17 protein-coding genes and 1 pseudogene are annotated in these 23,498 nt (G+C 66.7%); 11 read left to right on the top strand and 7 right to left on the bottom strand.

Annotated elements, in window-relative coordinates; genetic code table 11:
* Positions 1 to 150 precede the first annotated feature (150 nt).
* On the top strand, positions 151 to 2,379 hold the full coding sequence (locus LGN10_RS08560; protein WP_059576877.1) for an NADP-dependent isocitrate dehydrogenase: 2,229 nt from the start codon (positions 151 to 153) through the stop codon (positions 2,377 to 2,379).
* Positions 2,380 to 2,502: 123 nt separating this feature from the next.
* On the opposite strand, the gene LGN10_RS08555 is transcribed toward LGN10_RS08560, so the two are convergent.
* Positions 2,503 to 2,727 (bottom strand): hypothetical protein, encoded by a 225-nt coding sequence (locus tag LGN10_RS08555; RefSeq protein ID WP_006490888.1) that lies wholly within the window; start codon positions 2,725 to 2,727, stop codon positions 2,503 to 2,505.
* A 600-nt stretch (positions 2,728 to 3,327) separates the two neighbouring features.
* Here LGN10_RS08555 and LGN10_RS08550 point away from each other — a divergent pair.
* The 3 genes and pseudogenes from LGN10_RS08550 (at position 3,328) to LGN10_RS33485 (ending at position 7,265) form a co-directional block, all read left to right on the top strand.
* A complete protein-coding gene (locus LGN10_RS08550; RefSeq protein ID WP_226222774.1) occupies positions 3,328 to 4,935 on the top strand; it encodes a multicopper oxidase family protein in 1,608 nt (535 codons plus the stop codon).
* Between the two features lie 545 nt (positions 4,936 to 5,480).
* Positions 5,481 to 6,038: pseudogene (locus tag LGN10_RS33785) on the top strand (hypothetical protein); the annotation flags it as partial.
* A 48-nt stretch (positions 6,039 to 6,086) separates the two neighbouring features.
* The gene (locus tag LGN10_RS33485) at positions 6,087 to 7,265 is read left to right on the top strand and encodes a YadA family autotransporter adhesin (RefSeq protein WP_302107229.1); all 1,179 of its coding nucleotides are present in this window, start codon (positions 6,087 to 6,089) and stop codon (positions 7,263 to 7,265) included.
* A gap of 272 nt (positions 7,266 to 7,537) precedes the next feature.
* Here the strand turns inward: LGN10_RS33485 and LGN10_RS08540 are convergent, their stop codons facing one another.
* The gene (locus tag LGN10_RS08540) at positions 7,538 to 7,741 is read right to left on the bottom strand and encodes a cold-shock protein (RefSeq protein ID WP_004196460.1); all 204 of its coding nucleotides are present in this window, start codon (positions 7,739 to 7,741) and stop codon (positions 7,538 to 7,540) included.
* A 547-nt stretch (positions 7,742 to 8,288) separates the two neighbouring features.
* Between LGN10_RS08540 and clpS the strand changes: the two genes are divergently transcribed.
* The 3 genes from clpS to LGN10_RS08525 all read left to right on the top strand — a co-directional run bounded on the left by clpS (position 8,289) and on the right by LGN10_RS08525 (position 12,383).
* Positions 8,289 to 8,603 carry an ATP-dependent Clp protease adapter ClpS gene (clpS, locus tag LGN10_RS08535; RefSeq protein WP_006398529.1) on the top strand — a complete coding sequence of 105 codons (315 nt, stop codon included), beginning with the start codon at positions 8,289 to 8,291 and terminating at the stop codon, positions 8,601 to 8,603.
* A complete protein-coding gene (clpA, locus tag LGN10_RS08530) occupies positions 8,600 to 10,900 on the top strand; it encodes an ATP-dependent Clp protease ATP-binding subunit ClpA (RefSeq protein WP_059576869.1) in 2,301 nt (766 codons plus the stop codon). The genes clpS and clpA overlap by 4 nt, the downstream gene beginning before the upstream one ends.
* Before the next feature lie 103 nt (positions 10,901 to 11,003).
* Positions 11,004 to 12,383: an amino acid permease gene (locus tag LGN10_RS08525; RefSeq protein ID WP_226222772.1), complete on the top strand. Its 1,380-nt coding sequence runs from the start codon at positions 11,004 to 11,006 to the stop codon at positions 12,381 to 12,383.
* A 31-nt stretch (positions 12,384 to 12,414) separates the two neighbouring features.
* Here LGN10_RS08525 and dut read toward each other — a convergent pair whose 3' ends face one another.
* From dut to LGN10_RS08500, 5 genes are all read right to left on the bottom strand, one after another.
* Positions 12,415 to 12,861 (bottom strand): dUTP diphosphatase, encoded by a 447-nt coding sequence (gene dut, locus LGN10_RS08520; RefSeq protein ID WP_226222771.1) that lies wholly within the window; start codon positions 12,859 to 12,861, stop codon positions 12,415 to 12,417.
* A gap of 54 nt (positions 12,862 to 12,915) precedes the next feature.
* Positions 12,916 to 14,127, bottom strand: a complete 1,212-nt coding sequence (gene coaBC / locus LGN10_RS08515) for a bifunctional phosphopantothenoylcysteine decarboxylase/phosphopantothenate--cysteine ligase CoaBC (protein WP_059576862.1) — start codon at positions 14,125 to 14,127, stop codon at positions 12,916 to 12,918.
* 67 nt (positions 14,128 to 14,194) lie between these two features.
* Complete coding sequence (gene lspA, locus LGN10_RS08510; protein WP_099316742.1) at positions 14,195 to 14,695, bottom strand: signal peptidase II; 501 nt, start codon at positions 14,693 to 14,695, stop codon at positions 14,195 to 14,197.
* Between the two features lie 2 nt (positions 14,696 to 14,697).
* Positions 14,698 to 17,535 carry an isoleucine--tRNA ligase gene (ileS, locus tag LGN10_RS08505; protein WP_226222769.1) on the bottom strand — a complete coding sequence of 946 codons (2,838 nt, stop codon included), beginning with the start codon at positions 17,533 to 17,535 and terminating at the stop codon, positions 14,698 to 14,700.
* 102 nt (positions 17,536 to 17,637) lie between these two features.
* Positions 17,638 to 18,630 carry a bifunctional riboflavin kinase/FAD synthetase gene (locus LGN10_RS08500; RefSeq protein WP_059576853.1) on the bottom strand — a complete coding sequence of 331 codons (993 nt, stop codon included), beginning with the start codon at positions 18,628 to 18,630 and terminating at the stop codon, positions 17,638 to 17,640.
* A 122-nt stretch (positions 18,631 to 18,752) separates the two neighbouring features.
* On the opposite strand from LGN10_RS08500, the gene purN reads away from it, so the two are divergent.
* From purN to LGN10_RS08480, 4 genes are all read left to right on the top strand, one after another.
* Complete coding sequence (gene purN / locus LGN10_RS08495) at positions 18,753 to 19,415, top strand: phosphoribosylglycinamide formyltransferase (protein WP_059646210.1); 663 nt, start codon at positions 18,753 to 18,755, stop codon at positions 19,413 to 19,415.
* The gene (locus LGN10_RS08490) at positions 19,412 to 20,677 is read left to right on the top strand and encodes an RsmB/NOP family class I SAM-dependent RNA methyltransferase (RefSeq protein WP_059646213.1); all 1,266 of its coding nucleotides are present in this window, start codon (positions 19,412 to 19,414) and stop codon (positions 20,675 to 20,677) included. Before purN ends, LGN10_RS08490 begins: the two co-directional genes overlap by 4 nt.
* 18 nt (positions 20,678 to 20,695) lie before the next feature.
* Positions 20,696 to 22,078, top strand: a complete 1,383-nt coding sequence (locus tag LGN10_RS08485) for a mechanosensitive ion channel family protein (RefSeq protein ID WP_124861210.1) — start codon at positions 20,696 to 20,698, stop codon at positions 22,076 to 22,078.
* Positions 22,079 to 22,292: 214 nt separating this feature from the next.
* Positions 22,293 to 23,489 (top strand): acyl-CoA desaturase, encoded by a 1,197-nt coding sequence (locus LGN10_RS08480; protein ID WP_226222767.1) that lies wholly within the window; start codon positions 22,293 to 22,295, stop codon positions 23,487 to 23,489.
* Positions 23,490 to 23,498: the final 9 nt, after the last annotated feature.

The raw sequence follows: 23,498 nt of genomic DNA, 5'->3' as shown, positions 1-23,498 counted from the left end.
GCAGGCCCTGCAAGGTAGAACATGACGGCCCTCGCAACACCACCGCCCGGCTGAGCCGGCGCGCCCCTTTCGCGATCGACCCGGTCGCTCCCCGCCGGTTACCGCCGGCGCTCTTCAGTCCCACCATCACGTAGCAATGCTTTGACCACCATGTCCACTTCGCCCAAGATCATCTACACCCTCACCGACGAAGCGCCCGCGCTCGCGACCTATTCGCTGCTGCCGATCGTCAAGGCCTTCACGCGTTCGTCCGGCGTCGCCGTCGAAACGCGCGACATCTCGCTCGCCGGCCGCATCATCGCGGCATTCGCAGACATCCTGCCGTCGGAGCAGAAGGGTTCCGACGATCTGGCCGAGCTGGGCCAGCTCACGCTGAAGCCGGAAGCGAACATCATCAAGCTGCCGAACATCAGCGCATCGGTGCCGCAGCTGAAGGCCGCGATCGCCGAACTGCAGGCGCAGGGCTACGCGCTGCCGGCCTATCCGGAAGATCCGTCGACGGACGAAGAGAAGGCCGTCAAGGCGCGCTACGACAAGATCAAGGGCAGCGCGGTGAACCCGGTGCTGCGCGAAGGCAACTCCGACCGCCGCGCGCCGCTGTCGGTCAAGAACTACGCACGCAAGCATCCGCACAAGATGGGCGCGTGGAAGTCCACGTCGAAGGCTCACGTCGCGCACATGACCGAAGGCGACTTCTACGGCAGCGAGAAGTCGGCGCTGATCGCCGCGGCCGGCAGCGTGAAGATCGAACTGACGACCACCGACGGCGCGAAGAAGGTGCTGAAGGAAAAGACGGCCGTGAAGGCCGGTGAAGTGATCGACGCATCGGTGATGAGCCGCAACGCGCTGCGCAGCTTCATCGAAGCGCAGATCGCCGACGCGAAGGCGCAGGACGTGCTGTTCTCGGTGCACCTGAAGGCGACCATGATGAAGGTCTCGGACCCGATCCTGTTCGGCCACTTCGTGTCGGTGTTCTACCGCGACGCGCTGACGAAGCACGCGGACGTGCTGGCGAAAGCCGGCTTCAACCCGAACAACGGGATCGGCGACCTCTACGCGCGCCTGAAGGATCTCCCGGCCGACACGCGCGAGGCGATCGAAGCGGACGTCAAGGCCGAGTACGCGGTGCGCCCGCGCCTCGCGATGGTCAACTCGGACAAGGGCATCACGAACCTGCACGTGCCGAGCGACGTGATCGTCGACGCGTCGATGCCGGCGATGATCCGCGATTCGGGCGGCATGTGGGGCCCGGACGGTCAACTGTACGACGCGAAGGCCGTGATTCCGGACCGCTGCTACGCGGGCGTGTACCAGGCCGTGATCGAGGACTGCAAGCAGCACGGCGCGTTCGATCCGGTCACGATGGGCAGCGTGCCGAACGTGGGCCTGATGGCGCAGGCGGCCGAGGAATACGGTTCGCACGACAAGACGTTCCAGATTCCGGCGGACGGTGTCGTGCGCGTCATCGACGAAGCCGGCAACGTGCTGCTCGAGCACGCGGTCGAGTCGGGCGACATCTGGCGCATGTGCCAGACGAAGGACGCACCGGTGCAGGACTGGGTCAAGCTCGCGGTCAACCGCGCCCGCGCGACCGGCGCGCCGGCCGTGTTCTGGCTCGATCCGGCGCGCGCGCACGATGCGCAGATCATCGCGAAGGTCGAACGCTACCTGAAGGATCACGACACGAACGGCCTCGACATCCGCATCATGACGCCGGTCGAAGCGACGCGTTTCTCGCTCGAGCGCATCCGTGCGGGCAAGGACACGATCTCGGTCACCGGCAACGTGCTGCGCGACTACCTGACCGACCTGTTCCCGATCATGGAACTCGGCACCAGCGCGAAGATGCTGTCGATCGTGCCGCTGATGGCCGGCGGCGGGATGTTCGAAACGGGGGCGGGCGGCTCGGCGCCGAAGCACGTGCAGCAGTTCGTCGAAGAAGGCTTCCTGCGCTGGGATTCGCTCGGCGAATTCCTCGCGCTGGCCGCGTCGCTCGAACACCTCGGCAACGCATACCAGAACGCGAAGGCGCTCGTGCTCGCGAAGACGCTCGACCAGGCGACCGGCAAGTTCCTGGACGAGAACAAGTCGCCGGCGCGCAAGGTCGGCGGCCTCGACAACCGCGGCAGCCACTTCTACCTGTGCCTGTACTGGGCGCAGGCGCTGGCCGAGCAGAGCGAGGACGCCGCGCTGAAGGCGCAGTTCGAAGGTGTGGCGAAGGCGCTGTCGGACAACGAGGCGCGCATCCTCGAAGAACTGGCGGCCGCGCAAGGCAAGCCGCAGGCGATCGGCGGGTACTACCGTCCGAACGTCGAGCTGACGAGCCAGGCCATGCGCCCGAGCGCGACGCTGAACGGCATCGTCGACGCGGTCGCCTGACGCCGGCCGCGCACTCGCGCGAGCCGTTGCATGTGCCGGTGCGGCGGATTGAACCGTTCGCCGCCCGGCACACAAGAAAAACGCCCCGGTCGCCCGGGGCGTTTGTCGTTGCGGGGTGGCCATTCAGACGTGAACGATTTCCCATTCGGCGATTTCATGCGGCACTTCGAGCGTCGCGGTGTCGAGTTCGGACAGTTGCTCGCAGTCGCCGCGCGAGATGTGGTCGGCCGCCACTTCGGGGCACGAGAACGCGCCGAGCAGGGCGTTGCCGAACGTCGCTTCCCAGCCGCCGTTACCCGGCAGGATGTAGAACGACCCGAGCGCTGAACCAAAGCGAAATCCCTTCATTTCCGTTCTCCCTTTCTGATCACAAGCGATTCTGTTGCGCCGTCCGCCGGTTCGCCCGGCTGTGGCCCGACTGGCTGCTTGCGCCGGATTCCGTGTCGAACGTCGTGGCGAAGCGTCAGTGCATGGAACCAAGTCTACGTCCGCGCCCCGCTCGAATGGTGCGCGTAGAGCGACTTCTCGAAACAAAAATTCCCTTTTAAAAACAAAGTATTATTTGCAACGTTTTGTATTGCGGAACGTTTTTCGGCATCGCGAAACGGGAAATTTGTGCCCTGCACCACGAATTTTTATAACGCAGTGACTTGTTCCGCATCGTGAAAAATCGGCGGGTGCGAGCATCCGGACGCGGCGGCGGAGAGCGCGAGGGCCGAGCGGAAGGCGCACAGCGCGTTCGCTGGAATGTGCGAAGGGGCGGCGCCCATGCGTGCCGAAACACCGCCCGGCGATGGCGGTCGTGACGCCGTCCGGCGCGGTAACGATGCGTGCTGCGGCGTATCGCCACCCGTCCCGCGGCGGCGTTTTTCGATCCGGCCCTGCGGTTATGATGACGCGATCGCCGCGGCTCTCGCGCGGCGCTGCACGGATAACGAGGATCGATTGATGAGACGGAGAACCTTCCTGTCGCGCACCATCGGTGTCGCGGCCGCGTCGCTGTTCGCGCGCGCCGCGTCGGCGCAGCATGCCGGTCACGCGGGCATGGCCGGCATGGATTCGATGGACGACATGCCGGGCATGTCGGGTATGTCAGGGATGTCGGCGCACGCGCAGCACGGCAAGCCCGCGCCGGCTGCCCTGGCGGCCGCCGACGCGCTGCCGGCCGGCGCGCCGCTCGCGACGTTGCGCACGCTGGCCAACGAAAGCCGCGAGCCCGGCACATTCCGGGCCACGCTGGTCGCTCGACCGGTGGCGCGAGCGCTGCTGCGCGGTGCGCGGCCGACCACGTTCTGGCAGTTCGGCCCGGGCACGCAAGGCCCCGTCGTCGGCCCGCTGATCGACGTGCGCGAGGGCGATACGGTCGAGATCCGGTTCGTGAACAAGCTGCCGCAGCCGTCGACGATCCACTGGCACGGCCTGCCCGTGCCGCCCGACCAGGACGGCAACCCGTCCGATCCGGTCGCGCCCGGCGCGTCGCGCGTGTATCGCTTCACGCTGCCGAAGGGTAGCGCCGGTACGTACTGGTACCACCCGCATCCGCACATGATGACCGCCGAGCAGGTGTTTCGCGGGCTGGCCGGCCCGTTCGTCGTGCGCGCCGCGGAGGATCCGCTTGCCGGCTGGCCCGAGCGCCACCTGTTCGTGTCGGATCTGAAGCTTGCGCGCGACGGCACGATCGCGTCGAACGACATGATGGACTGGATGAACGGCCGCGAAGGCCAGTTCGTGCTGGTCAACGGTGCGCGCCGGCCGCGCATCGACGTCGCGGGCGACGAACGCTGGCGTGTCTGGAACGCGTGCAGCGCACGCTACCTGCGCATCGCGTTCGACGACGGTCGCGCGTTCGAGCAGGTGGGCACCGACGGCGGGCTGTTCGACGCGCCGCGGCGCGTGACGTCGCTGCTGATTGCGCCGGGCGAGCGCGCGGAACTGTTGGTGCGTGCCGGCGATCGTGTGTCACGCGCGGTGCTGCAGGCGGCCGAGTACGACCGCCGCAAGATGGCGATGTCGCACGACGACGGTCACGGCAGCCTGCCGCCCGATCCGGCGCTGGCGCTGGCCGATGTCGCGTTTGCGCCCGCCGAGGCCCGCGCGCTGCCTGCCACGCTGCGCACGGTGCCGCCGCTGGGCGAATCGGTCGCGCACAAGACGGTCGCGTTCGGCGAGGAAATGGACATGGACGCGATGATGAAGGGGGCGGCGCACGGCCGCCCGGCGGGCATGCGCTTCACGATCAACGGCGATACGTACGCGCCGCATCGCGCGACGCTGACGAGCCGCCGTGGCGACGTCGAGCGCTGGGAGATCCACAACGCCACCGACATGGATCACCCGTTCCATTTGCACGGCACGCAGTTTCAGGTGATCGAGCGCGCGTCGAACGGCTCGCGCATCCCCGAGCCGTTCCGCGCATGGCGTGATACCGTGAACGTGCGCAGCGGCGAAACCGTGACGATCCTCACCACGCAGGAGATGTCCGGCGAGCGCATGTTTCACTGCCACATCCTCGAACACGAGGATCTCGGGATGATGGGAACGCTGAAGGTGATGTGATGCCGGATCGATCCGCCGTCGGGCTGGTTTGACGGCGGATCGATCGTCCCGCGATCGCACAGCGGCCATTCCTGTTCAGACGCATCCGATGTTCGATATCCACGCAATCGGACAGCGCTTAATTTCGTACTTGGCTCATATTCTTTTGAGTTGACGGTCCCTATACTCGGTCGAGTGCAATTTCCATGACGCGCTACGGTGCCGGCCCATGCGGGCGGGCATCGCCGGTGTCGCCATGACGTTGCGCGGTATTGACGCGGGCGCAAGACGATATCCGTTTCTCTTGAATTCAAACGATGTCGCGCCATGAGTGACGAAATCAAGTATTTAGGACTCTTATGAAATTAATAAGAAACCCGATGGGCGGTCTGATGAACGAAAAGCGTGCCGTGCGCGTTCTGACCTTGCGTACCATCGCGGCAAGTGTGATCGGCATGTCGAGTCTGTTGGCCACGGATGCGCGCGCAACTGTCGTTGCAGGAGCAGATCGATCAATTGAGCAACGCAGTCGGCCGGTTGGGCGCGACGGCTGATTCGCTGGCCGGATCGATCAACAACATCAACGACAGGCTTGCAAATTCTTCGTTGCCGTCACCCGGCACGGGGCAAAACAGCGTCGCCTCGGGAAAAACTCGAACGCGTCCGCCACGGACAGCACGGCGCTCGGCAATTCGGCGTCGGCGACGGGCGACGCGAGCGTCGCGCTGGGCAAGGGCGCGAACGCGAGCGCCGACCAGAGCATGGCGGCAGGCACCGGCGCGACGGCATCGGGCGCGAACAGCTCCGCGGTCGGCGTGAATGCGTCGGCGACGGGTGTGGACAGCACGGCGCTCGGCAATTCGGCATCGGCGACGGGCGATGAGAGCATCGCACTCGGCAAGGGCGCGAACGCAAGCGCCGACCAGAGCATGGCGGCCGGCACCGGCGCGACGGCATCGGGCGTGAACAGCTCGGCGGTGGGTGTGCACGCGTCGGCGACGGGTGTGGACAGCACCGCGCTCGGCAATTCGGCATCGGCCACGGGCGATGAGAGCATCGCACTCGGCAAGGGCGCGAACGCAAGCGCCGACCAGAGCATGGCGGCTGGCACCGGCGCGACGGCATCGGGCGTGAACAGCTCGGCGGTCGGCGTGAATGCGTCGGCGACGGGTGTGGACAGCACGGCGCTCGGCAATTCGGCATCGGCCACGGGCGACGCGAGCATCGCGCTGGGCAAGGGCGCGAACGCAAGCGGCGAGCAGAGCATGGCGGCCGGCACCGGCGCGACGGCATCGGGCGCGAACGGCTCGGCGGTCGGCGTGAACGCGTCGGCGGCGGGCGTGGACAGCACGGCGCTCGGCAATTCGGCGTCGGCGACGGGCGACGCGAGCGTCGCGCTCGGCAAGGGCGCGAATGCGAGCGCCGAGCAGAGCATGGCGGCCGGCACCGGCGCGACGGCATCGGGCGCGAACGGCTCGGCGGTCGGAGTGAACGCGTTGGCCGCGGGTGTGGACGGCACGGCGCTCGGCAATTCGGCGTCGGCGACGGGCGACGCGAGCGTCGCGCTCGGCAAGGGCGCGAATGCGAGCGCCGAGCAGAGCATGGCGGCCGGCACCGGCGCGACGGCGTCGGGCGTGAACGGTACGGCGCTTGGCGCGCAGGCCGCGGCGGCCGGCAATGCGAGTCTCGCGGCCGGAGCCGGTGCGTACGCATCGGGTGCGAACAGCACCGCGGTGGGTGTCGGCGCGCTGGCGGGCGCGGACAACAGCATGGCGTTGGGCGCGGCAGCGGCCGCAACGGGCGACGCGAGCATGGCGAACGGCGTGCGCGCCCAGGCGCTCGGCGCGCGCAGCGTCGCGGTTGGCACGGGCGCGGTCGCGGCCGGCAACGGCAGCGTGACGCTCGGCTCGGGGGCATCGGCGGCCGGCGCGCACAGCACGGCAATCGGTACGGACGCGGTCGCGACCGGCGCGAACTCCGTGGCGCTGGGGAGCGGCTCGGTGGCGGATCGTGACAATACCGTGTCGGTGGGCACGCCGACGAACGAAAGGAAGATCGCCAACCTCGCGGACGCCGTGCTGCCTTCGGATGCCGTGAACCTCCGTCAACTCAACGCGGTCGCGCGACGTGCCTACAGCGGCGTCGCGGCGGCCACCGCGCTGACGATGATTCCGGATGTCGATCCCGGCAAGACGATTGCCGTCGGCATGGGCTTTGGCAGCTATCTCGGCTATCAGGCCGGCGCGTTCGGCGCGTCGGTCCGGCTCCGCGAGAACCTGAAGATGAAGATCGGCGCCGGCTTCAGCTCCGCGGCGACGACGTGGGGCGCGGGCGCGTCGTACAGCTGGTAACGAATGGCGCTGGCGGCGTTGCCGGGGTGTCGGATCCGGTACGCCGCACGTGTCGCCAGCAAGTGCGGGTATCGGGCGGGCGCGGCGCTTCGGCGGCGCGCCCGTTTTTCATGAGCCGCGCATTCGCATCTTTGGCGCGACAATCGTATATTGCGCGCCGCGATTGTATGAAAACGGCAATCAAATCGCCGATGCATTGGCGCTTTGAAAGATGCGCCACAAAAAAAGAAACCCGGCATATGCCGGGTTTCTTCATCCGAAATCCGTTGCCTTCAGGCAGCCTGGATATTCGAAGCCTGCTTGCCCTTCGGGCCTTGGACGACCTCGAAGCTTACCTTCTGGCCTTCCTTGAGGGTCTTGAAACCCTGCATGTTGATGGCCGAGAAGTGCGCAAACAGATCTTCACCGCCCTCGTCGGGAGTGATGAAACCGAAGCCCTTCGCGTCGTTGAACCACTTAACGATACCAGTTGCCATTTTCCTACTTCCCCTGTCACACAGTCGCTGCTACTTACCACGAGCACGCTCGAAAAGCTAAACGACCGGAAAATACAGCCGTTCCCCCCTCACAAGCTCACCTTCGGCCTCTTTCATTTCGCCGTCAGACGAATTGAAAAAAGTGCCAGCTTGATTGTTGGCGCTCTTTATTGGAGTGTCAAGTGGAATTTTTAGACGGTTGGAGGGTCGTTGTAAAGAACCCATTTTCAGGGTTTTTCCGGCTTTGCTTTGCAGCATGTGGCCAAGCGCGGGGGCTTGAAAAGCCGCATAATCGGCTCATATACCAGGCTCGAGTGACACGCGTTCGAGTCGTCCCGGCTTGTGGGATACTGGATGCGGACACGACGTTCCGGTGCGACTCCCCCTGACGGTTCGTGTTCCGCGCCATGCGTGAAAGCCGGCACCGCAGCCGGCTTTCGTATGGCGCGAGGGCGATCGCGTGTTCCGGGATACCGGGGAGGGCGCCGGCCGGTCGGTCGGGTAATGGCAGGATTGCGGGCCTGTCCGAGTTGTTTAGAATGGGTGTATGGCGATTATCCCGGACAAGCAGGACAGTACCGTCCTGGAACGCAAGCAGCAGAAGCTGAAGCCGCCTTCGATGTACAAGGTGGTGCTGCTGAACGACGACTTCACGCCGATGGAATTCGTCGTGATGGTGGTCCAGGAGTATTTCAAGAAGGATCGCGAGACGGCCACGCAGATCATGCTGAAGGTCCATCGCGAAGGGCGAGGGGTTTGTGGGGTCTATACGCGGGACATCGCGTCGACCAAGGTTGAGCAAGTCGTTACCCATGCGCGGCAGGCAGGGCATCCGCTGCAGTGCGTGATGGAGGAAGCATGATTGCCCAGGAATTGGAAGTCAGCCTGCACATGGCGTTCATGGAAGCACGCCAGGCGCGCCATGAGTTCATTACGGTCGAGCACCTGCTGCTGGCCCTGCTGGATAATCCGACGGCAGCCGAGGTGTTGCGCGCATGTGCGGCCAACATCGAGGACTTGCGTCAGAACCTGCGCAATTTCATCCACGACAACACACCTACCGTCCCGGGCACCGACGATGTCGATACCCAGCCGACGCTCGGGTTCCAGCGCGTGATCCAGCGCGCGATCATGCACGTCCAGTCGACGTCGAACGGCAAGAAGGAAGTCACCGGCGCGAACGTGCTGGTCGCGATCTTCGGCGAGAAGGATTCGCACGCCGTCTATTACCTGCAGCAGCAGGGCGTCACGCGTCTCGACGTGGTGAACTTCATTTCGCACGGTATCGCGAAGACGAACAGCGGCGAAGCCGCGAAGTCGACCGACGCGAACGCGGAAAGCGAGGACGCGAACGCGCAGAAGGAAACGCCGCTCGCGCAGTTCACGCAGAACCTGAACCAGATGGCGAAGGACGGCCGCATCGATCCGCTGATCGGCCGCGAGCCGGAGGTCGAGCGCGTCGTGCAGGTGCTGTGCCGTCGCCGCAAGAACAACCCGCTGCTCGTCGGCGAAGCCGGCGTCGGCAAGACCGCGATCGCCGAAGGGCTCGCGTATCGGATCACCCGCGGCGAAGTGCCGGACATCCTCGCGAACGCGCAGGTATATTCGCTCGACATGGGCGCGCTGCTCGCGGGCACCAAGTATCGCGGCGATTTCGAGCAGCGTCTGAAGACGGTGCTGAAGGAGTTGAAGGAGCGGCCGCACGCGATCCTCTTCATCGACGAAATCCATACGCTGATCGGCGCGGGCGCCGCGTCGGGCGGCACGCTCGATGCATCGAACCTGCTGAAGCCGGCGTTGTCTTCGGGCACGCTCAAGTGCATCGGCGCGACGACGTTCACCGAGTACCGCGGCATCTTCGAGAAGGATGCGGCGCTGTCGCGGCGCTTCCAGAAGGTCGACGTGACGGAGCCGAGCGTCGAGCAGACGGTCGCGATCCTGCGCGGGCTGAAGTCGCGCTTCGAGGAGCATCACGGCGTCAAGTACTCGTCGGGTGCGCTGTCGGCCGCGGCCGAGCTGTCGGCACGCTTCATCACCGACCGTCACCTGCCGGACAAGGCGATCGACGTGATCGACGAGGCGGGCGCCGCGCAGCGGATCCTGCCGAAGTCGAAGCAGAAGAAGACGATCGGCAAGGGCGAGATCGAGGAAATCATCTCGAAGATCGCGCGCGTGCCGGCGCAGAGCGTGTCGCAGGACGATCGCAGCAAGCTGCAGACGCTCGATCGCGACTTGAAGAGCGTCGTGTTCGGCCAGGATCCGGCGATCGATGCGCTCGCGGCCTCGATCAAGATGGCGCGCGCGGGCCTCGGCAAGATGGACAAGCCGATCGGCGCGTTCCTGTTCTCCGGCCCGACGGGCGTCGGCAAGACCGAAGTGGCGCGCCAGCTCGCGTTCACGCTCGGCATCGAGCTGATCCGCTTCGACATGTCGGAATACATGGAGCGTCACGCGGTGAGCCGGCTGATCGGCGCGCCGCCGGGCTACGTCGGGTTCGACCAGGGCGGCCTGCTGACCGAAGCCGTCACGAAGAAGCCGCATTGCGTGCTGCTGCTCGACGAAATCGAGAAGGCCCATCCGGACATCTTCAACGTGCTGCTGCAGGTGATGGACCACGGCACGCTGACGGACAACAACGGCCGCAAGGCGGATTTCCGCAACGTCATCATCATCATGACGACGAACGCGGGCGCCGAGTCGATGCAGAAGGCGACGATCGGTTTCACGACGCGTCGCGAAACGGGCGACGAGATGACCGACATCAAGCGCCTGTTCACGCCGGAGTTCCGCAACCGCCTGGATGCGATCATCAGCTTCCGCTCGCTCGATGAGGAAATCATCATGCGTGTGGTCGACAAGTTCCTGATCCAGCTCGAGGAACAGCTGCACGAGAAGAAGGTCGACGCGCTCTTCACCGACGCGTTGCGCAAGCATCTCGCGAAGCACGGCTTCGACCCGCTGATGGGCGCGCGGCCGATGCAGCGGCTGATCCAGGACACGATCCGGCGCGCGCTGGCCGACGAACTGCTGTTCGGCAAGCTCGTCAACGGCGGTCACGTGACGGTCGACGTCGACGAAAGCGACAAGGTGCAGTTGTCGTTCGACAAGCTGGCGAATCCGCCGCACAAGCCGAACGAAGAGACGGTCGAAGTCGAGTAAGCGATCATTCGTTGTTCATGCGAACGGCGCGGGAAGTTCTCCGCGCCGTTTCGTTTTATCCGGCGCCGGCGGCGCGATGGTGGTGCAGGGGAGTGGTAACGCAGTGACACAACAACAACGGTCGTTCGACGATATCGTCGCGCGCGAACAAGGGTTGCGCCACGCGCTGACGTCGGGGCAGATGGCGATGATCGCGATCGGCGGCGCGATCGGCACGGGGCTGTTCCTCGGCAGCGGGTTCGCGATCGGGCTCGCCGGCCCGAGCGTGCTGGTTTCCTATGCGATCGGCGCGCTGATCGCGCTGCTGCTGATGGGCGCGCTCGCGGAAATGACCGTCGCGCATCCGACGGCCGGCTCGTTCGGCGCGTATGCCGAGCATTACGTCGGCCCGCTCGCGGGCTTCCTGGTGCGCTATGCGTACTGGTTCGCGGTCGTGTTCGCGATCGGCACCGAGATCAGCGCGATCGCCGTGTTCATGAAGTACTGGTTCCCGGCCGTGCCCGGCTGGTACTGGGTGATCGGCTTCTCCGCGCTGCTGATCGCGGTGAACCTCGCGAGCGTCACGCTGTACGGGACGGTCGAATACGCGTTCTCGTTGCTGAAGATCGCGGCGATCGTCGTGTTCATCGTGCTCGGCGCGTTTCTCGTGTGGTCGGCGCCGGCCGCATCGGGCGTCGGTTTCGCGAACTACACCGCGCATGGCGGCTTCATGCCGAAGGGGCCTTGGGGTACCTGGGTCGCGGTGATCGTCGCGATTTTCAGCTACATGAGCATCGAAGCGGTCGCGATCGCGGCCGGCGAGGCGCGCGATCCGCAGCACGCGGTCACGCGCGCCTTCCGCTCGACCGTGTTCCGGCTCGTGCTGTTCTACCTGCTGACGCTGTCGCTGATGCTGGCGATCGTGCCGTGGACGCAGGCCGGCACCGACGAAAGCCCGTTCGTGAAGGTGATGGCCGCGACGCACGTGCCGTATGCGGCGGGCGTGATCAACTTCGTGCTGCTGATCGCGGCGCTGTCGGCGATGAACAGCCAGCTCTACGTGACGACGCGGATGATGTTCAGCCTGTCGCGCGCGCGCCTCGCGCCGGCGGTATTCGGCCGGCTGGGCGCGAACGGCGTGCCGCGCGCCGCGCTATGGATCTCGACGAGCGGCGTCGCGGTGGCCGCCGTGCTGGTTGCGCTGGCGCCCGACACCGCGTTCACGGTGATGATGGCGATCGCGATGTTCGGCGCGCTGTTCACGTGGCTGATGATCTTCGTCACGCACCTGCGCTTCCGTTCGAAGTATCGGGGCCCTACGCTCGCGTTCCGGATGTGGGGGCACCCGTTCGGCAGCCTGCTCGGCGCGGCGCTCGTCGCGGCGATCCTGCTGACGACCGCTTTCACACGCGAATTCCGGATGACGATGGTGGTCGGCATCGTATTCGTCGTGCTGCTGACGCTGGCTTACGCGCTGCATTACCGGCATCAACACGCGCGCTGACCGCGCGGCCCCGTTTTTCGTGCTGCGTGGCTCAGTGGCGGCCGGTGCTGCCGAAGCCGCCTTCGCCGCGATCGCTCTCGGCGAATTCGTGGACGATGTTGAACTGCGCCTGCACGACCGGCACGATCACGAGCTGCGCGAGCCGTTCGAACGGGTTCGGCACGAATTCGGTCTGGCCGCGGTTCCACGTCGAGACCATCAACTGACCCTGATAGTCGGAGTCGATCAGGCCGACGAGATTGCCGAGCACGATCCCGTGCTTGTGGCCGAGGCCCGAGCGCGGCAGGATCAGCGCCGCATAGCCGGGATCGGCGAGGTGGATCGCGAGGCCCGTCGGCACGAGCGTGGTTTCGCCCGGCTTCAGCGTGACCGGGGCGTCGAGGCACGCGCGCAGGTCGAGGCCGGCGCTGCCGGTGGTCGCGTAGGCGGGCAGGTAGTCGCGCATGCGCGCGTCGAGAATCTTCAGGTCGAGTTTCATGCGGTCGTCGAATCGGTCGGGAAGGGCGCGGCGGCCAGTGCCGCCGCGCGGGGATCAGATCAGGCGATTGTCGGGCAGGCGCTTCGCGATTTCCGCGACGAGCGCATGCGCGAGTTCGTCCTTGGGCGCGCGCGGCAGGCGCGTGAGGCCGGCGGCCTCGAACAGCACGACTTCGTTGTCGTCGCGGCCGAACGTCAGCGGGCCGAGGTTGCCGACGAGCAGCGGCACGTTCTTGCGCTTGCGCTTCTCGTCGCCGTGCACGTCGAGGTCGCCGCTTTCGGCCGCGAAGCCGACGCAGAACGGCGCATCGGGCAGCGCGGCGACCGACGCGAGGATGTCGGGGTTCTCGACGAACGCGAGCGCCGGCATCTTGCGGTCGGCCGTCTTCTTCATCTTGTGCTCGGCCGGCTGGTCGACGCGCCAGTCGGCGACCGCCGCCACCGCGATGAAGATGTCGGCATCGGCGACCGCCTGCATCACCGCGTCGTACATTTGCTGCGCGGTCTGCACGTCCTGGCGGGTCACGCCCCACGGCGTGTCGAGCGCGACCGGCCCGGCGACGAGATGCACGTCGGCGCCCGCCTGCTGCGCGGCGCGCGCGAGCGCGAAGCCCATCTTGCCGCTGGAGCGGTTCGTCAGGCCGCGGACCGGGTCGAGCGGCTCGAACGTCGGCCCGGCCGTGATCAGCACGCGCCGGTGCGCGAGCACTTTCGGCGCGAAGTGCGCGACGATCGCTTCATAGATCGCCTCGGGTTCGAGCATGCGGCCGTCGCCGACTTCGCCGCATGCCTGCGCGCCCGAGTCCGGGCCGAGCACCGATACGCCGTCCGCGCGCAGTTGCGCGGCGTTGCGTTGCGTGGCCGGGTTCTGCCACATCTGGCGGTTCATCGCGGGCACGACGAGCAGCGGGCAGTCGCGTGCGACGCACAGCGTCGACAGCAGGTCGTCGGCGAACCCGTGCGCGAGCTTCGCGAGGAAATCCGTCGACGCGGGCGCGATCACGATCGCGTCGGCTTCGCGCGACAGGTCGATGTGCGCCATGTTGTTGTCGATGCGCGCGTCCCACTGGCTCGTATAGACGGGCCGCCCCGACAGCGCCTGCATCGTGACGGGTGTGATGAACTGGGTGGCGGCGTCGGTCATCGCGACCTGCACGGTCGCACCGGCCTTCACGAGCAGCCGCGTGAGTTCGGCGATCTTGTAGCAGGCGATGCCGCCCGTCAGGCCGAGAACGAGGTGTTTTCCTGCGAGTTCTGCGTGTGCCAACTCAGGCCTCCTGGGGTCAAACGGAACGGCCGGCGCGAAGCCGGCCGTCGACACGGAGTATGCGCGCTCAGCGCGAGCCGCGCACGCGCCGCAGCTCGTCGTAGACCAGCAGCACCGCGCCCACCGTGATCGCGGAATCGGCGAGGTTGAACGCCGGGAAGTGCCACGCGCCGAGATGGAAATCGAGGAAGTCGATCACGTGACCGTAGACGAGCCGGTCGATCACGTTGCCGAGCGCGCCGCCGAGGATCAGCGCGAGCGACAGGCTGAACAGGCGTTGCTGGCCGTGACGGCGCAGCAGGAAGCAGATCACGAGCGTCGCACCGATGCCGAGCGCGGTGAACGCCCAGCGCTGCCAGCCGCTCGCGGCCGACAGGAAGCCGAACGCGGCGCCGCGGTTGTACACCAGCACGAGATTGAAGAACGACGTCAGCGCATGCTGCGCGCCGTACGCGAACGTTTTCAGGATCGCGATCTTCGACAACTGGTCGAACAGGATCACGATCAGCGAAATGCCGAGCCAGGGCGCGAGCGCGCCGCTGGCCGGTTTCGACAGGGTCTTCGCCATATTTATGCAGCGCTCCGGATTTCGCCGTTTTCAAACAGGTTCGAGAAGCAGCGGCCGCACAGCGTCGGATGATCGGCGTGCGCGCCGACATCTTCGCGGTAGTGCCAGCAGCGTTCGCACTTCTGGTACTTCGACGCGGCCACGTCGACGCTTTCCTGCGCGTCGTCGTCGACCTTGACGACCGTCGCGGCCGACGTGATCAGCACGAACTTCAGATCGTCGCCGAGGCTCGTCAGCGCGTCGTAGCGCGCGCCGCTCGCATGCACGGCCACTTCGGCCTGCAGCGACGAACCGATGCGGTTCGCGGTGCGCGCTTCCTCGAGCGCCTTCGTCACGTTGCCGCGCACGTCGCGCAGCAGCGCCCACTTCTCGATCAGCGCGGCCGCGCCGGCGACTTCCGGATACGCATAGTAGGTCTCCGTGAAGATCGTGTCGCTCGCCGGTTGGAACACCTTCCACGCTTCTTCCGCCGTGAACGACAGGAACGGCGCGAGCACGCGCAGCAGGCCTTGCGTCAGGTGGTACAGCGCCGTTTGCGCGGAACGGCGCGCGCGCGAATCGGCGGCGCTCGTGTACAGGCGATCTTTCAGCACGTCGAGGTAGAAGCCGCCGAGATCCTCCGAGCAGTACGTCTGCAGCTTCGCGACGACCGGGTGGAACTCGTACTTCTCGTAGTGGCCGAGCAGTTCCGTCTGCAGTTGCTGCGAGAACGCGACCGCGTAGCGGTCGATCTCGAGCCATTCGTCGACCGGCACCGCGTGCTGCGCGAAGTCGAAATCCGACAGGTTCGCGAGCAGGAAGCGCAGCGTGTTGCGGATGCGGCGATAGCCTTCCGTCACGCGCTTCAGGATTTCCTCGGAGATCGCGAGCTCGCCCGAGTAGTCGGTCGACGCGATCCACAGGCGGATGATTTCCGCGCCGAGGCGGTTCGCGACTTCATGCGGGTCGATGCCGTTGCCGAGCGACTTGCTCATCTTGCGGCCTTCGCCGTCGACCGTGAAGCCGTGCGTGAGCAGGCCCTTGTACGGCGCGCGGCCGTCGAGCATCGATGCCGTGAGCAGCGACGAGTGGAACCAGCCGCGGTGCTGGTCGGAGCCTTCGAGGTACAGGTCGGCCGGGAACTGCAGCTGATCCTTGTGCGAGCCGCGCAGCACGTGCCAGTGCGTCGTGCCCGAGTCGAACCACACGTCGAGCGTGTCGCGGTTCTTTTCGTACAGGTTCGCGTCGTCGCCGATCAGCTCGCGCGGGTCGAGCGATTGCCATGCTTCGATGCCCGACTGCTCGACGCGCTTCGCGACTTCCTCGAGCAGCTCGAGCGTGCGCGGGTGCAGCTCGCCGGTTTCCTTGTGCACGAAGAACGCCATCGGCACGCCCCACTGGCGCTGGCGCGACAGCGTCCAGTCGGGACGGTTCGCGATCATGCTGAACAGGCGCTGCTTGCCCCACGACGGGTAGAACGCGGTCGCGTCGACGCCTTCGAGCGCCGTCTCGCGCAGCGTCTTGCCGCCGTCGCGCGGCGCCACGTCCATGCCGGCGAACCATTGCGACGTCGCGCGGTAGATGATCGGCGTCTTGTGGCGCCAGCAGTGCATGTAGCTGTGCGTGTACTTCTCGCTGCGCAGCAGCGAGCCGGCCGCGTTCAGCGCGTCGACGATCTTCGGGTTCGCGTCCCAGATCGACAGGCCGCCGAACAGCGGCAGCGACTCGATGTAGCGGCCGTCGCCCATCACCGGGTTGATGATGTCGGAATCGGTCATCCCGTGCGCCTTGCACGACTGGAAGTCCTCGATGCCGTACGCGGGCGACGAGTGCACGACGCCCGTACCCGTATCGGTCGTCACGTAGTCGCCGAGGTAGACGGGCGCGGTGCGCTGGTAGCCGGGGTGGGCCGACGCGAGCGGGTGGTGGAAGCGCAGGTTCGCGAGCTTCACGCCGGGGGCGGTCGCGACGACGCGGCCGGTCAGCTTGAAGTCGGCCATGCAGGCTTCGACGCGCTCCTGCGCGATGATCAGCAGCCCGCGCTCGGTGTCGACCAGCGCGTAGACGATTTCCGGGTGGAGGTTCAGCGCCTGGTTGGCGGGAATCGTCCACGGCGTGGTGGTCCAGATCACGACGCCGCCTTCGGCGCGCGGCAGCGCCGGCAGGCCGAACGCGTGCGCGGTCTTTTCCGGCTCCGCGAACGCGAACATCACGTCGATCGTCGGGTCGGTGCGGTCCTTGTACTCGACCTCCGCTTCCGCGAGCGCCGAGCCGCAGTCGAAGCACCAGTTCACCGGCTTCAGCCCGCGATACACGTAGCCCTTCTCGATGATCTTGCCGAGCGCGCGGATCTCTTCCGCCTCGTTCACGAAGTTCATCGTCTTGTACGGGTTGGCCCAGTCGCCGAGCACGCCCAGGCGCTTGAAGCCGACCTTCTGCTTCTCGATCTGCTCGGTCGCGTACGCGCGCGCCTTGCTCATCACTTCGGCCGCCGGCAGCGACTTGCCGAACTGCTTCTCGATCTGGATTTCGATCGGCATCCCGTGGCAATCCCAGCCCGGCACGTACGGCGCGTCGAAGCCGGCCATGTTGCGCGACTTGACGACGATGTCCTTCAGGATCTTGTTGACCGCGTGGCCGAGGTGGATGTCGCCGTTCGCATACGGCGGGCCGTCGTGCAGGATGAACTTCGGCCGGCCCTTGCTGGCCGCGCGGATCTTGTCGTAGATGCCGCGCTCTTCCCACTCCTTGACCCACTGCGGCTCGCGCTTGGGCAGGTCGCCGCGCATCGGGAACGGCGTGTCGAGCAGGTTGACCGGATACTTCGCCTGCGGTTTCGAATCGGCTTTCTTGTTGCTCATGATGGGATCGCTATCTAAATCGGGGGACGCTCGGGCGTCGTGAATCGGGTAGGCGCGCGAGCAGGCGCGCGAGGGTGCGGCGCCAGGGCGCCGCCGTCCGGATCAGCTAATTCGGTCGGTGGCCGACGTCGCGAAGCCCGTCGCCCGGCTGCCCGGCGCACGGTCGCGCTCGACGAAGTACGCGCGCGCGTTCGCGACGTCCAGCGCGATCGCGCGCGACAGCGCCTCGAGATCGTCGAACTTCGCCTCGTCGCGCAGCTTCTTCAGGAATTCCACACGGATCAGCTTGCCGTACGCGTCGCCGTGCCAGTCGAGCAGGTGGACTTCGAGCAGCACGCGGCCCGAATCGTCGACGGTCGGACGCAGCCCGAGGCTCGCGACGCCCGGCAGCGGCTCGGGGCCGAGGCCGTGCACCTGCACGACGAAGATGCCCGCGAGCGCCGGCCGCTTGTGCGCGATCGGCAGGTTCAGCGTCGGGAAGCCGAGATCGCGGCCGAGCTTCAGCCCGTGCGCGACGTGGCCGCTGATCGCATAGCCGTGGCCGAGCGCCTGTGCGGCCGCGTCGAGATCGCCCGCGGCGAGCGACGCGCGCACGCCGGAGCTGGAAATGCGCGTGCCGTCGCTGCCGGCCACCGTGCCCATCTGCTCGACCTCGAAGCCGTGCTGCTCGCCGGCCGCCTTCAGCGTGTCGAAGGTGCCCGCGCGCTTCGCGCCGTAGCAGAAATCGTCGCCGACCATCATCCAGCGCGTGTGCAGGCCGTTCACCAGCGTGCGCTCGACGAACGCCTGCGGCGACTGGCTCGCGAACGTGTGGTTGAAGTGCTCGACGACGACGCGGTCGACACCGTGCTCGCGCAGCGCCTCGAGCTTGTCGCGCAGCATCGCGATGCGCGGCGGCGCGCCGGCCGGATTGAAGAATTCGCGCGGGTGCGGCTCGAACGTCATCACGCACACGGGCAGGCCGCGCGCGTCCGCCGCCGCGCGCACGCGCGCGAGCAGGGCCTGGTGGCCGCGATGGACACCGTCGAAGTTGCCGATCGTCAGCGCGCACGGGGCGCGGCTCTCGGCGTTGGGCAGGCCGCGGAAGACTTTCACGATAGCGGATGCAGCGTCGGGGAATGAGCGGTGGAATGCCGCAAAGCAGAAGATTATAAACGTTCGGGCGGGCCGACGGCCGAGAAGGCGGGAAACGCGAGGGCGAATGGTAAAATTGGCGGATGAAAAAACTCGTGATCCTGATTTCCGGTCGCGGCAGCAACATGGAGGCCATCGTCCGCGCGTGCGCGCAGGAACGCTGGCCGGCCGAGATTGCCGCCGTGATCGCCAACCGGCCCGATGCGGCCGGACTGGCTTTTGCCGCGTCGCACGGGGCGGCGACGGCGGTGGTCGACCACCGGTCGTTCGACGGCCGCGACAGCTTCGACGCGGCGCTCGCCGCCGAGATCGACCGTTTCTCGCCCGATCTCGTCGTCCTCGCCGGCTTCATGCGCATCCTGACGCCCGCATTCGTCAGACGATACGAAGGCCGGCTGCTCAACATCCATCCGTCGCTGCTGCCGAGCTTCAAGGGCATCCACACGCACCAGCAGGCGCTCGACGCCGGCGTCGCGCTGCATGGCGCGAGCGTGCATTTCGTCATTCCGGAGCTCGACAGCGGCGCGATCGTCGCGCAGGGCGCGGTGCCCGTGCGCGCCGGCGACGACGCGGCCGCGCTCGCGCGGCGTGTGCTGGCGGTCGAGCATGTGCTGTATCCGCGTGCGGTGCGCTGGTTCGTCGAGGGGCGGCTGCGCCTCGAGAACGGCCGCGCAGTGGTGGCGCCCGACGAGGCGCGCTGGATTTTCGCGGATCAACCGCATACCGAAACGAGTGAGGGCGTATGAAGCTGCACGGATTCCTGATCGGCCAGACCGAGACTTTGCTGGCCGAGGTGCTGAAATTCGCCGGCCCCGCCGACGCGACGACGAGCCGGTTCTTCCGTGCGCACCCGAAGCTCGGGCATGCGGAGCGCGGCGTGATCGCCGAGGCCGTGTTCGCGGTGCTGCGCCGGAAGATGGAGTTTTCGCATCTGGCCGAGAGCGGCACCGGCACGCCCGCGCGGCGCCTCACGCTGCTGGGCCTGATGCAGACGGTCGGTCGCAATGCGCTGAAGCCGTTCCTGTCCGACACCGAGTCGGCATGGCTCGAACACGTGTCGAAGATCGATCCGGCGAGCCTGCCGGTGCGCATCCGCACGAACCTGCCCGACTGGATTCACCAGGCGCTGTCGGCCCGTTTCGACGCCGAGGAGCTCGCGCAGCTCGCCGCCGCGCTGAACTACCCGGCGCCGCTCGACCTGCGTGCCAACGCGCAGAAGGCGACCCGCGACCAGGTGATCGACGCGCTGCGCGCGAGCGGCATCGATGCGGGCGCGACGCCGTTCGCGCCGTTCGGCGTGCGCGTGGTCGGCAAGCCGGCGCTGACGCGCCTGAAGCTGTTCGAGGAAGGCGCGATCGAGGTGCAGGACGAAGGCAGCCAGCTGCTGTGCTCGCTGGTCGCGCCGCGGCGCGGCGAAATGGTCGTTGATTTCTGCGCGGGCGCGGGCGGCAAGACGCTCGCGCTCGGTGCGATGATGCGCTCGACGGGGCGCCTCTATGCGTTCGACGTGTCGGAGAAGCGCCTCGCGAAGCTGAAGCCGCGCCTCGCGCGCAGCGGGCTGTCGAACGTCAACCCGGTGCTGATCGACAGCGAGCACGACGCGAAGATCAAGCGGCTCGCCGGCAAGATCGACCGCGTGCTGGTCGACGCGCCGTGCAGCGGCCTCGGCACGCTGCGCCGCAATCCCGACCTGAAGTGGCGCCAGACGCGCACCGCGATCGACGAGCTGACGCCGAAGCAGGCGTCGATCCTCGCGAGCGCCGCGCGCCTCGTGAAGAAGGGCGGCCGGCTCGTCTACGCGACCTGCAGCGTGCTCGATGCCGAGAACGAGCGCATCGTCGAACAGTTCCTCGCCGATCATCCCGAGTTCGTGCTGGTGCCGGCGCAGAAGGTGCTGGCCGACCAGCGCGTCGAACTCGAGACGGGCGACTACCTGTCGCTGTGGCCGCACCGTCACGCGACGGACGGCTTCTTCGCCGCGGTGCTCGAACGCCGCGCCGCGCAGTAACGGCTGGCCGGACGGACGATGGAGAGTCTGCAGAGCCGCCTGCTGTCGCGCCGGCTGGCATCGGTGATTCGCGATTTCCACCAGCCGGTGATGATCTGGCAGGCGGCGATTCTCGTCGGTGCGCTGTGTCTCGCGTGGGTGGCCGCGCGCTTCGTGCACGCTCGGATCGATGCGCGGCGCCGGGCAGCCGGACGCGCGCCGGGCGCGGGCGCGCAAAGCCTGAAGCGTGCGTTGTTTCCGTTGTTCGGCGGCGTGTTCGTCGGCGGCGCGCAGCTCGCGTTCGAGCCGTTCATGTCGACGTCGCTGCTGTCGCTCGCGCTCGTGCCGCTGTTCGGCATCGGGCTGATCTACGTGCTGTTCTTCTTCGCGCGGCGCGTGTTCGCGCGCGACGGCCACACGCACGCGTGGCTGTCGGTCGTCGAGAAGATCGTGTCGACCGTCGTGTGGGCCGCGATGGTGATGACCGTGCTCGGCATCCAGCGCGACGTGCTCGGCTGGCTCGACAGCGTGCAGTTCCGGGTCGCGACCGCGCACCTCACGCTGCTGTCGGTGATCTCGGGCGCGCTGTGGGTGTGCGTGACGCTGATGGTCGCGATGTGGCTCGGCTCGGTGCTCGAGGATCGCCTGTCGCGCGCGAGCACGCTCGACGCGAACCTGAAGGTCGTGCTGTCGCGGGTCGGCCGCGCGCTGCTCGTGTTCGCGGCGATCCTGATCGGGTTGTCGCTCGTCGGCATCGACGTGACGGTGCTCGGCGTGTTCGGCGGCGCGGTGGGCGTCGGCCTCGGGTTCGGGCTGCAGAAGATCGCGAGCAACTACGTGTCGGGCTTCATCATCCTGCTCGACCGCTCGCTGCGGCTCGGCGATGCGATCAGCGTCGGCGGGCTGCAGGGCGTCGTCACGCAGATCCGCACGCGCTACACGGTCGTGCGCGGCCTCGACGGCAACGAGACGCTGATCCCGAACGAGAAGCTGATCACCGACGTCGTGCAGAACCAGTCGTCGTACCTGACGCGCGGCTACGCGAAGGTCGCGGTGCAGGTCGCCTACACGAGCGACGTCGAGCAGGCACTCGCATTGCTCGCCGAAGCCGCGAAGGACGTGCCGCGCGTGCTGGCCGAGCCGGCGCCGACGCCGTACCTCGCGAGTTTCGGCGCGGACGGGATCGACCTGGAGCTGGGCTTCTGGATCGAGGATGCGGCGAAAGGCACGTCGGGCGTGCGCTCGAGCGTGAACCGCAACATCTGGCGGCTGTTCGGCGAGCACGGCATTTCCATTCCTTTTCCGCAGCGCGAAGTGCGCGTGGTCGGGCTGCCGGACGGTTTTCCCGCGGCCGGCGCGGCGGCCGGGCGCGATCCGGCTGCCGCCAACGGTGCGCTGGACGCGCGCGCGCCGGCGGCATAGCGCTCGCGGCCGGTCAATCGTACCGATTTCGCGGTCGAAACCGGATCGCAGACCTTTCCCAGTCCGCCCATGGACCGCGCGGATTGCGTGAGGGCAAGAAAATGTTCATTTTTTACAAAGACTTGGAACGGTTGAAGTAAAATTCTGGTCTACACGCGGTATGCTTTCATTCTTCTGACGCCAACGGGCGTCGCTCTCATCACAGGTAACTGCCTTGTTGAATTCCCTGCTCGATTTTCTTTCCCACGGGCTCCTGCATTTTTCGTGGTGGCAGGTCGCGTTGTTCGCGCTCGCCGTCACGCACGTCACGATCATCGGCGTGACGGTCTACCTGCACCGCTGCCAGGCGCACCGCGCGCTGGAGCTGCATCCGATCGCGAGCCACTTCTTCCGCCTGTGGCTGTGGATGACCACCGGCATGCTGACCGGCCAGTGGGCCGCGATTCACCGCAAGCACCACGCGAAGTGCGAGACCGAGGAAGATCCGCACAGCCCGCAGACGCGCGGCATCTGGAAGGTGTTCCTCGAGGGTGCCGAGCTGTATCGCGCGGAAGCGAAGAACGAAGAGACGATGCGCAAGTTCAGCCGCGGCACGCCGAACGACTGGATCGAACGCAACGTCTACTCGAAGTACCCGATTCTCGGCGTGAGCCTGATGATGGTCATCGACGTCGCGCTGTTCGGCGTGCTCGGCCTGACCGTGTGGGCCGTGCAGATGGTGTGGATTCCGTTCTGGGCGGCGGGCGTCGTCAACGGCTTCGGTCACTTCTGGGGCTATCGCAACTTCAACTCGGCCGACGCGAGCACGAACCTGTTCCCGTGGGGCATCGTGATCGGCGGCGAGGAACTGCACAACAACCACCATACGTTCGCGACGTCGGCGAAGCTGTCGAACAAGTGGTACGAGTTCGACATCGGCTGGATGTACATCCGCATCATGTCGGCATTCGGTCTCGCGAAGGTGAAGAAGGTCGCGCCCACGCCGCGTCTGAACAAGCCTAAGACGGTGCTCGACCAGGAAACGCTGCAGGCCGTGCTGTCGAACCGCTACGAAGTGATGGCTCGCTACGGCAAGGCCGTCAAGCGTGCCTACCGCCAGGAGCTCGCGCACCTGAAGGAACTCGGTTCGAGCGAGAAGTACCAGTTGATGCGCAGCGCGCGCAAGTGGTTCCACAAGGACGCCGACGGCCTCGACGAGCCGCAGAAGAAGCTGCTGCCGGAAATCTTCGCGAACAGCCAGAAGCTGCATACGTACTTCCAGCTGCGCCAGGATCTCGCCGCGATCTGGGACCGTTCGACCGCGTCGCGCGAACAGCTTCTCGCGCAATTACAGGATTGGTGCCATCGCGCAGAACAAAGCGGCATCAAGGCGCTGCAGGAATTCGCGACGCGCCTGCGCCGCTACGCCTGATTCGAAATC

Origin of the sequence: Burkholderia sp. AU32262 (assembly GCF_020419985.1) — a bacterium.
GTDB classification, from domain to species: domain Bacteria; phylum Pseudomonadota; class Gammaproteobacteria; order Burkholderiales; family Burkholderiaceae; genus Burkholderia; species Burkholderia semiarida.
Note: the sequence above shows the minus strand (reverse complement) of the source record. Positions and strands in the feature narration are given on the sequence as shown.

Bases quoted from the DNA above. Each gene is read 5' to 3' on its own strand.
- LGN10_RS08540 (WP_004196460.1), bottom strand. From the start codon at position 7,741: ATGGCAACTGGTATCGTTAAGTGGTTCAACGACGCGAAGGGCTTCGGT.
- LGN10_RS08555 (WP_006490888.1), bottom strand. From the start codon at position 2,727: ATGAAGGGATTTCGCTTTGGTTCAGCGCTCGGGTCGTTCTACATCCTG.
- dut (WP_226222771.1), bottom strand. From the start codon at position 12,861: ATGAAACTCGACCTGAAGATTCTCGACGCGCGCATGCGCGACTACCTG.
- LGN10_RS08550 (WP_226222774.1), top strand. From the start codon at position 3,328: ATGAGACGGAGAACCTTCCTGTCGCGCACCATCGGTGTCGCGGCCGCG.
- ileS (WP_226222769.1), bottom strand. From the start codon at position 17,535: ATGAGCAACAAGAAAGCCGATTCGAAACCGCAGGCGAAGTATCCGGTC.
- LGN10_RS08560 (WP_059576877.1), top strand. From the start codon at position 151: ATGTCCACTTCGCCCAAGATCATCTACACCCTCACCGACGAAGCGCCC.
- clpS (WP_006398529.1), top strand. From the start codon at position 8,289: ATGGCGATTATCCCGGACAAGCAGGACAGTACCGTCCTGGAACGCAAG.
- LGN10_RS08490 (WP_059646213.1), top strand. From the start codon at position 19,412: ATGAAGCTGCACGGATTCCTGATCGGCCAGACCGAGACTTTGCTGGCC.
- lspA (WP_099316742.1), bottom strand. From the start codon at position 14,695: ATGGCGAAGACCCTGTCGAAACCGGCCAGCGGCGCGCTCGCGCCCTGG.
- purN (WP_059646210.1), top strand. From the start codon at position 18,753: ATGAAAAAACTCGTGATCCTGATTTCCGGTCGCGGCAGCAACATGGAG.
- clpA (WP_059576869.1), top strand. From the start codon at position 8,600: ATGATTGCCCAGGAATTGGAAGTCAGCCTGCACATGGCGTTCATGGAA.
- LGN10_RS08485 (WP_124861210.1), top strand. From the start codon at position 20,696: ATGGAGAGTCTGCAGAGCCGCCTGCTGTCGCGCCGGCTGGCATCGGTG.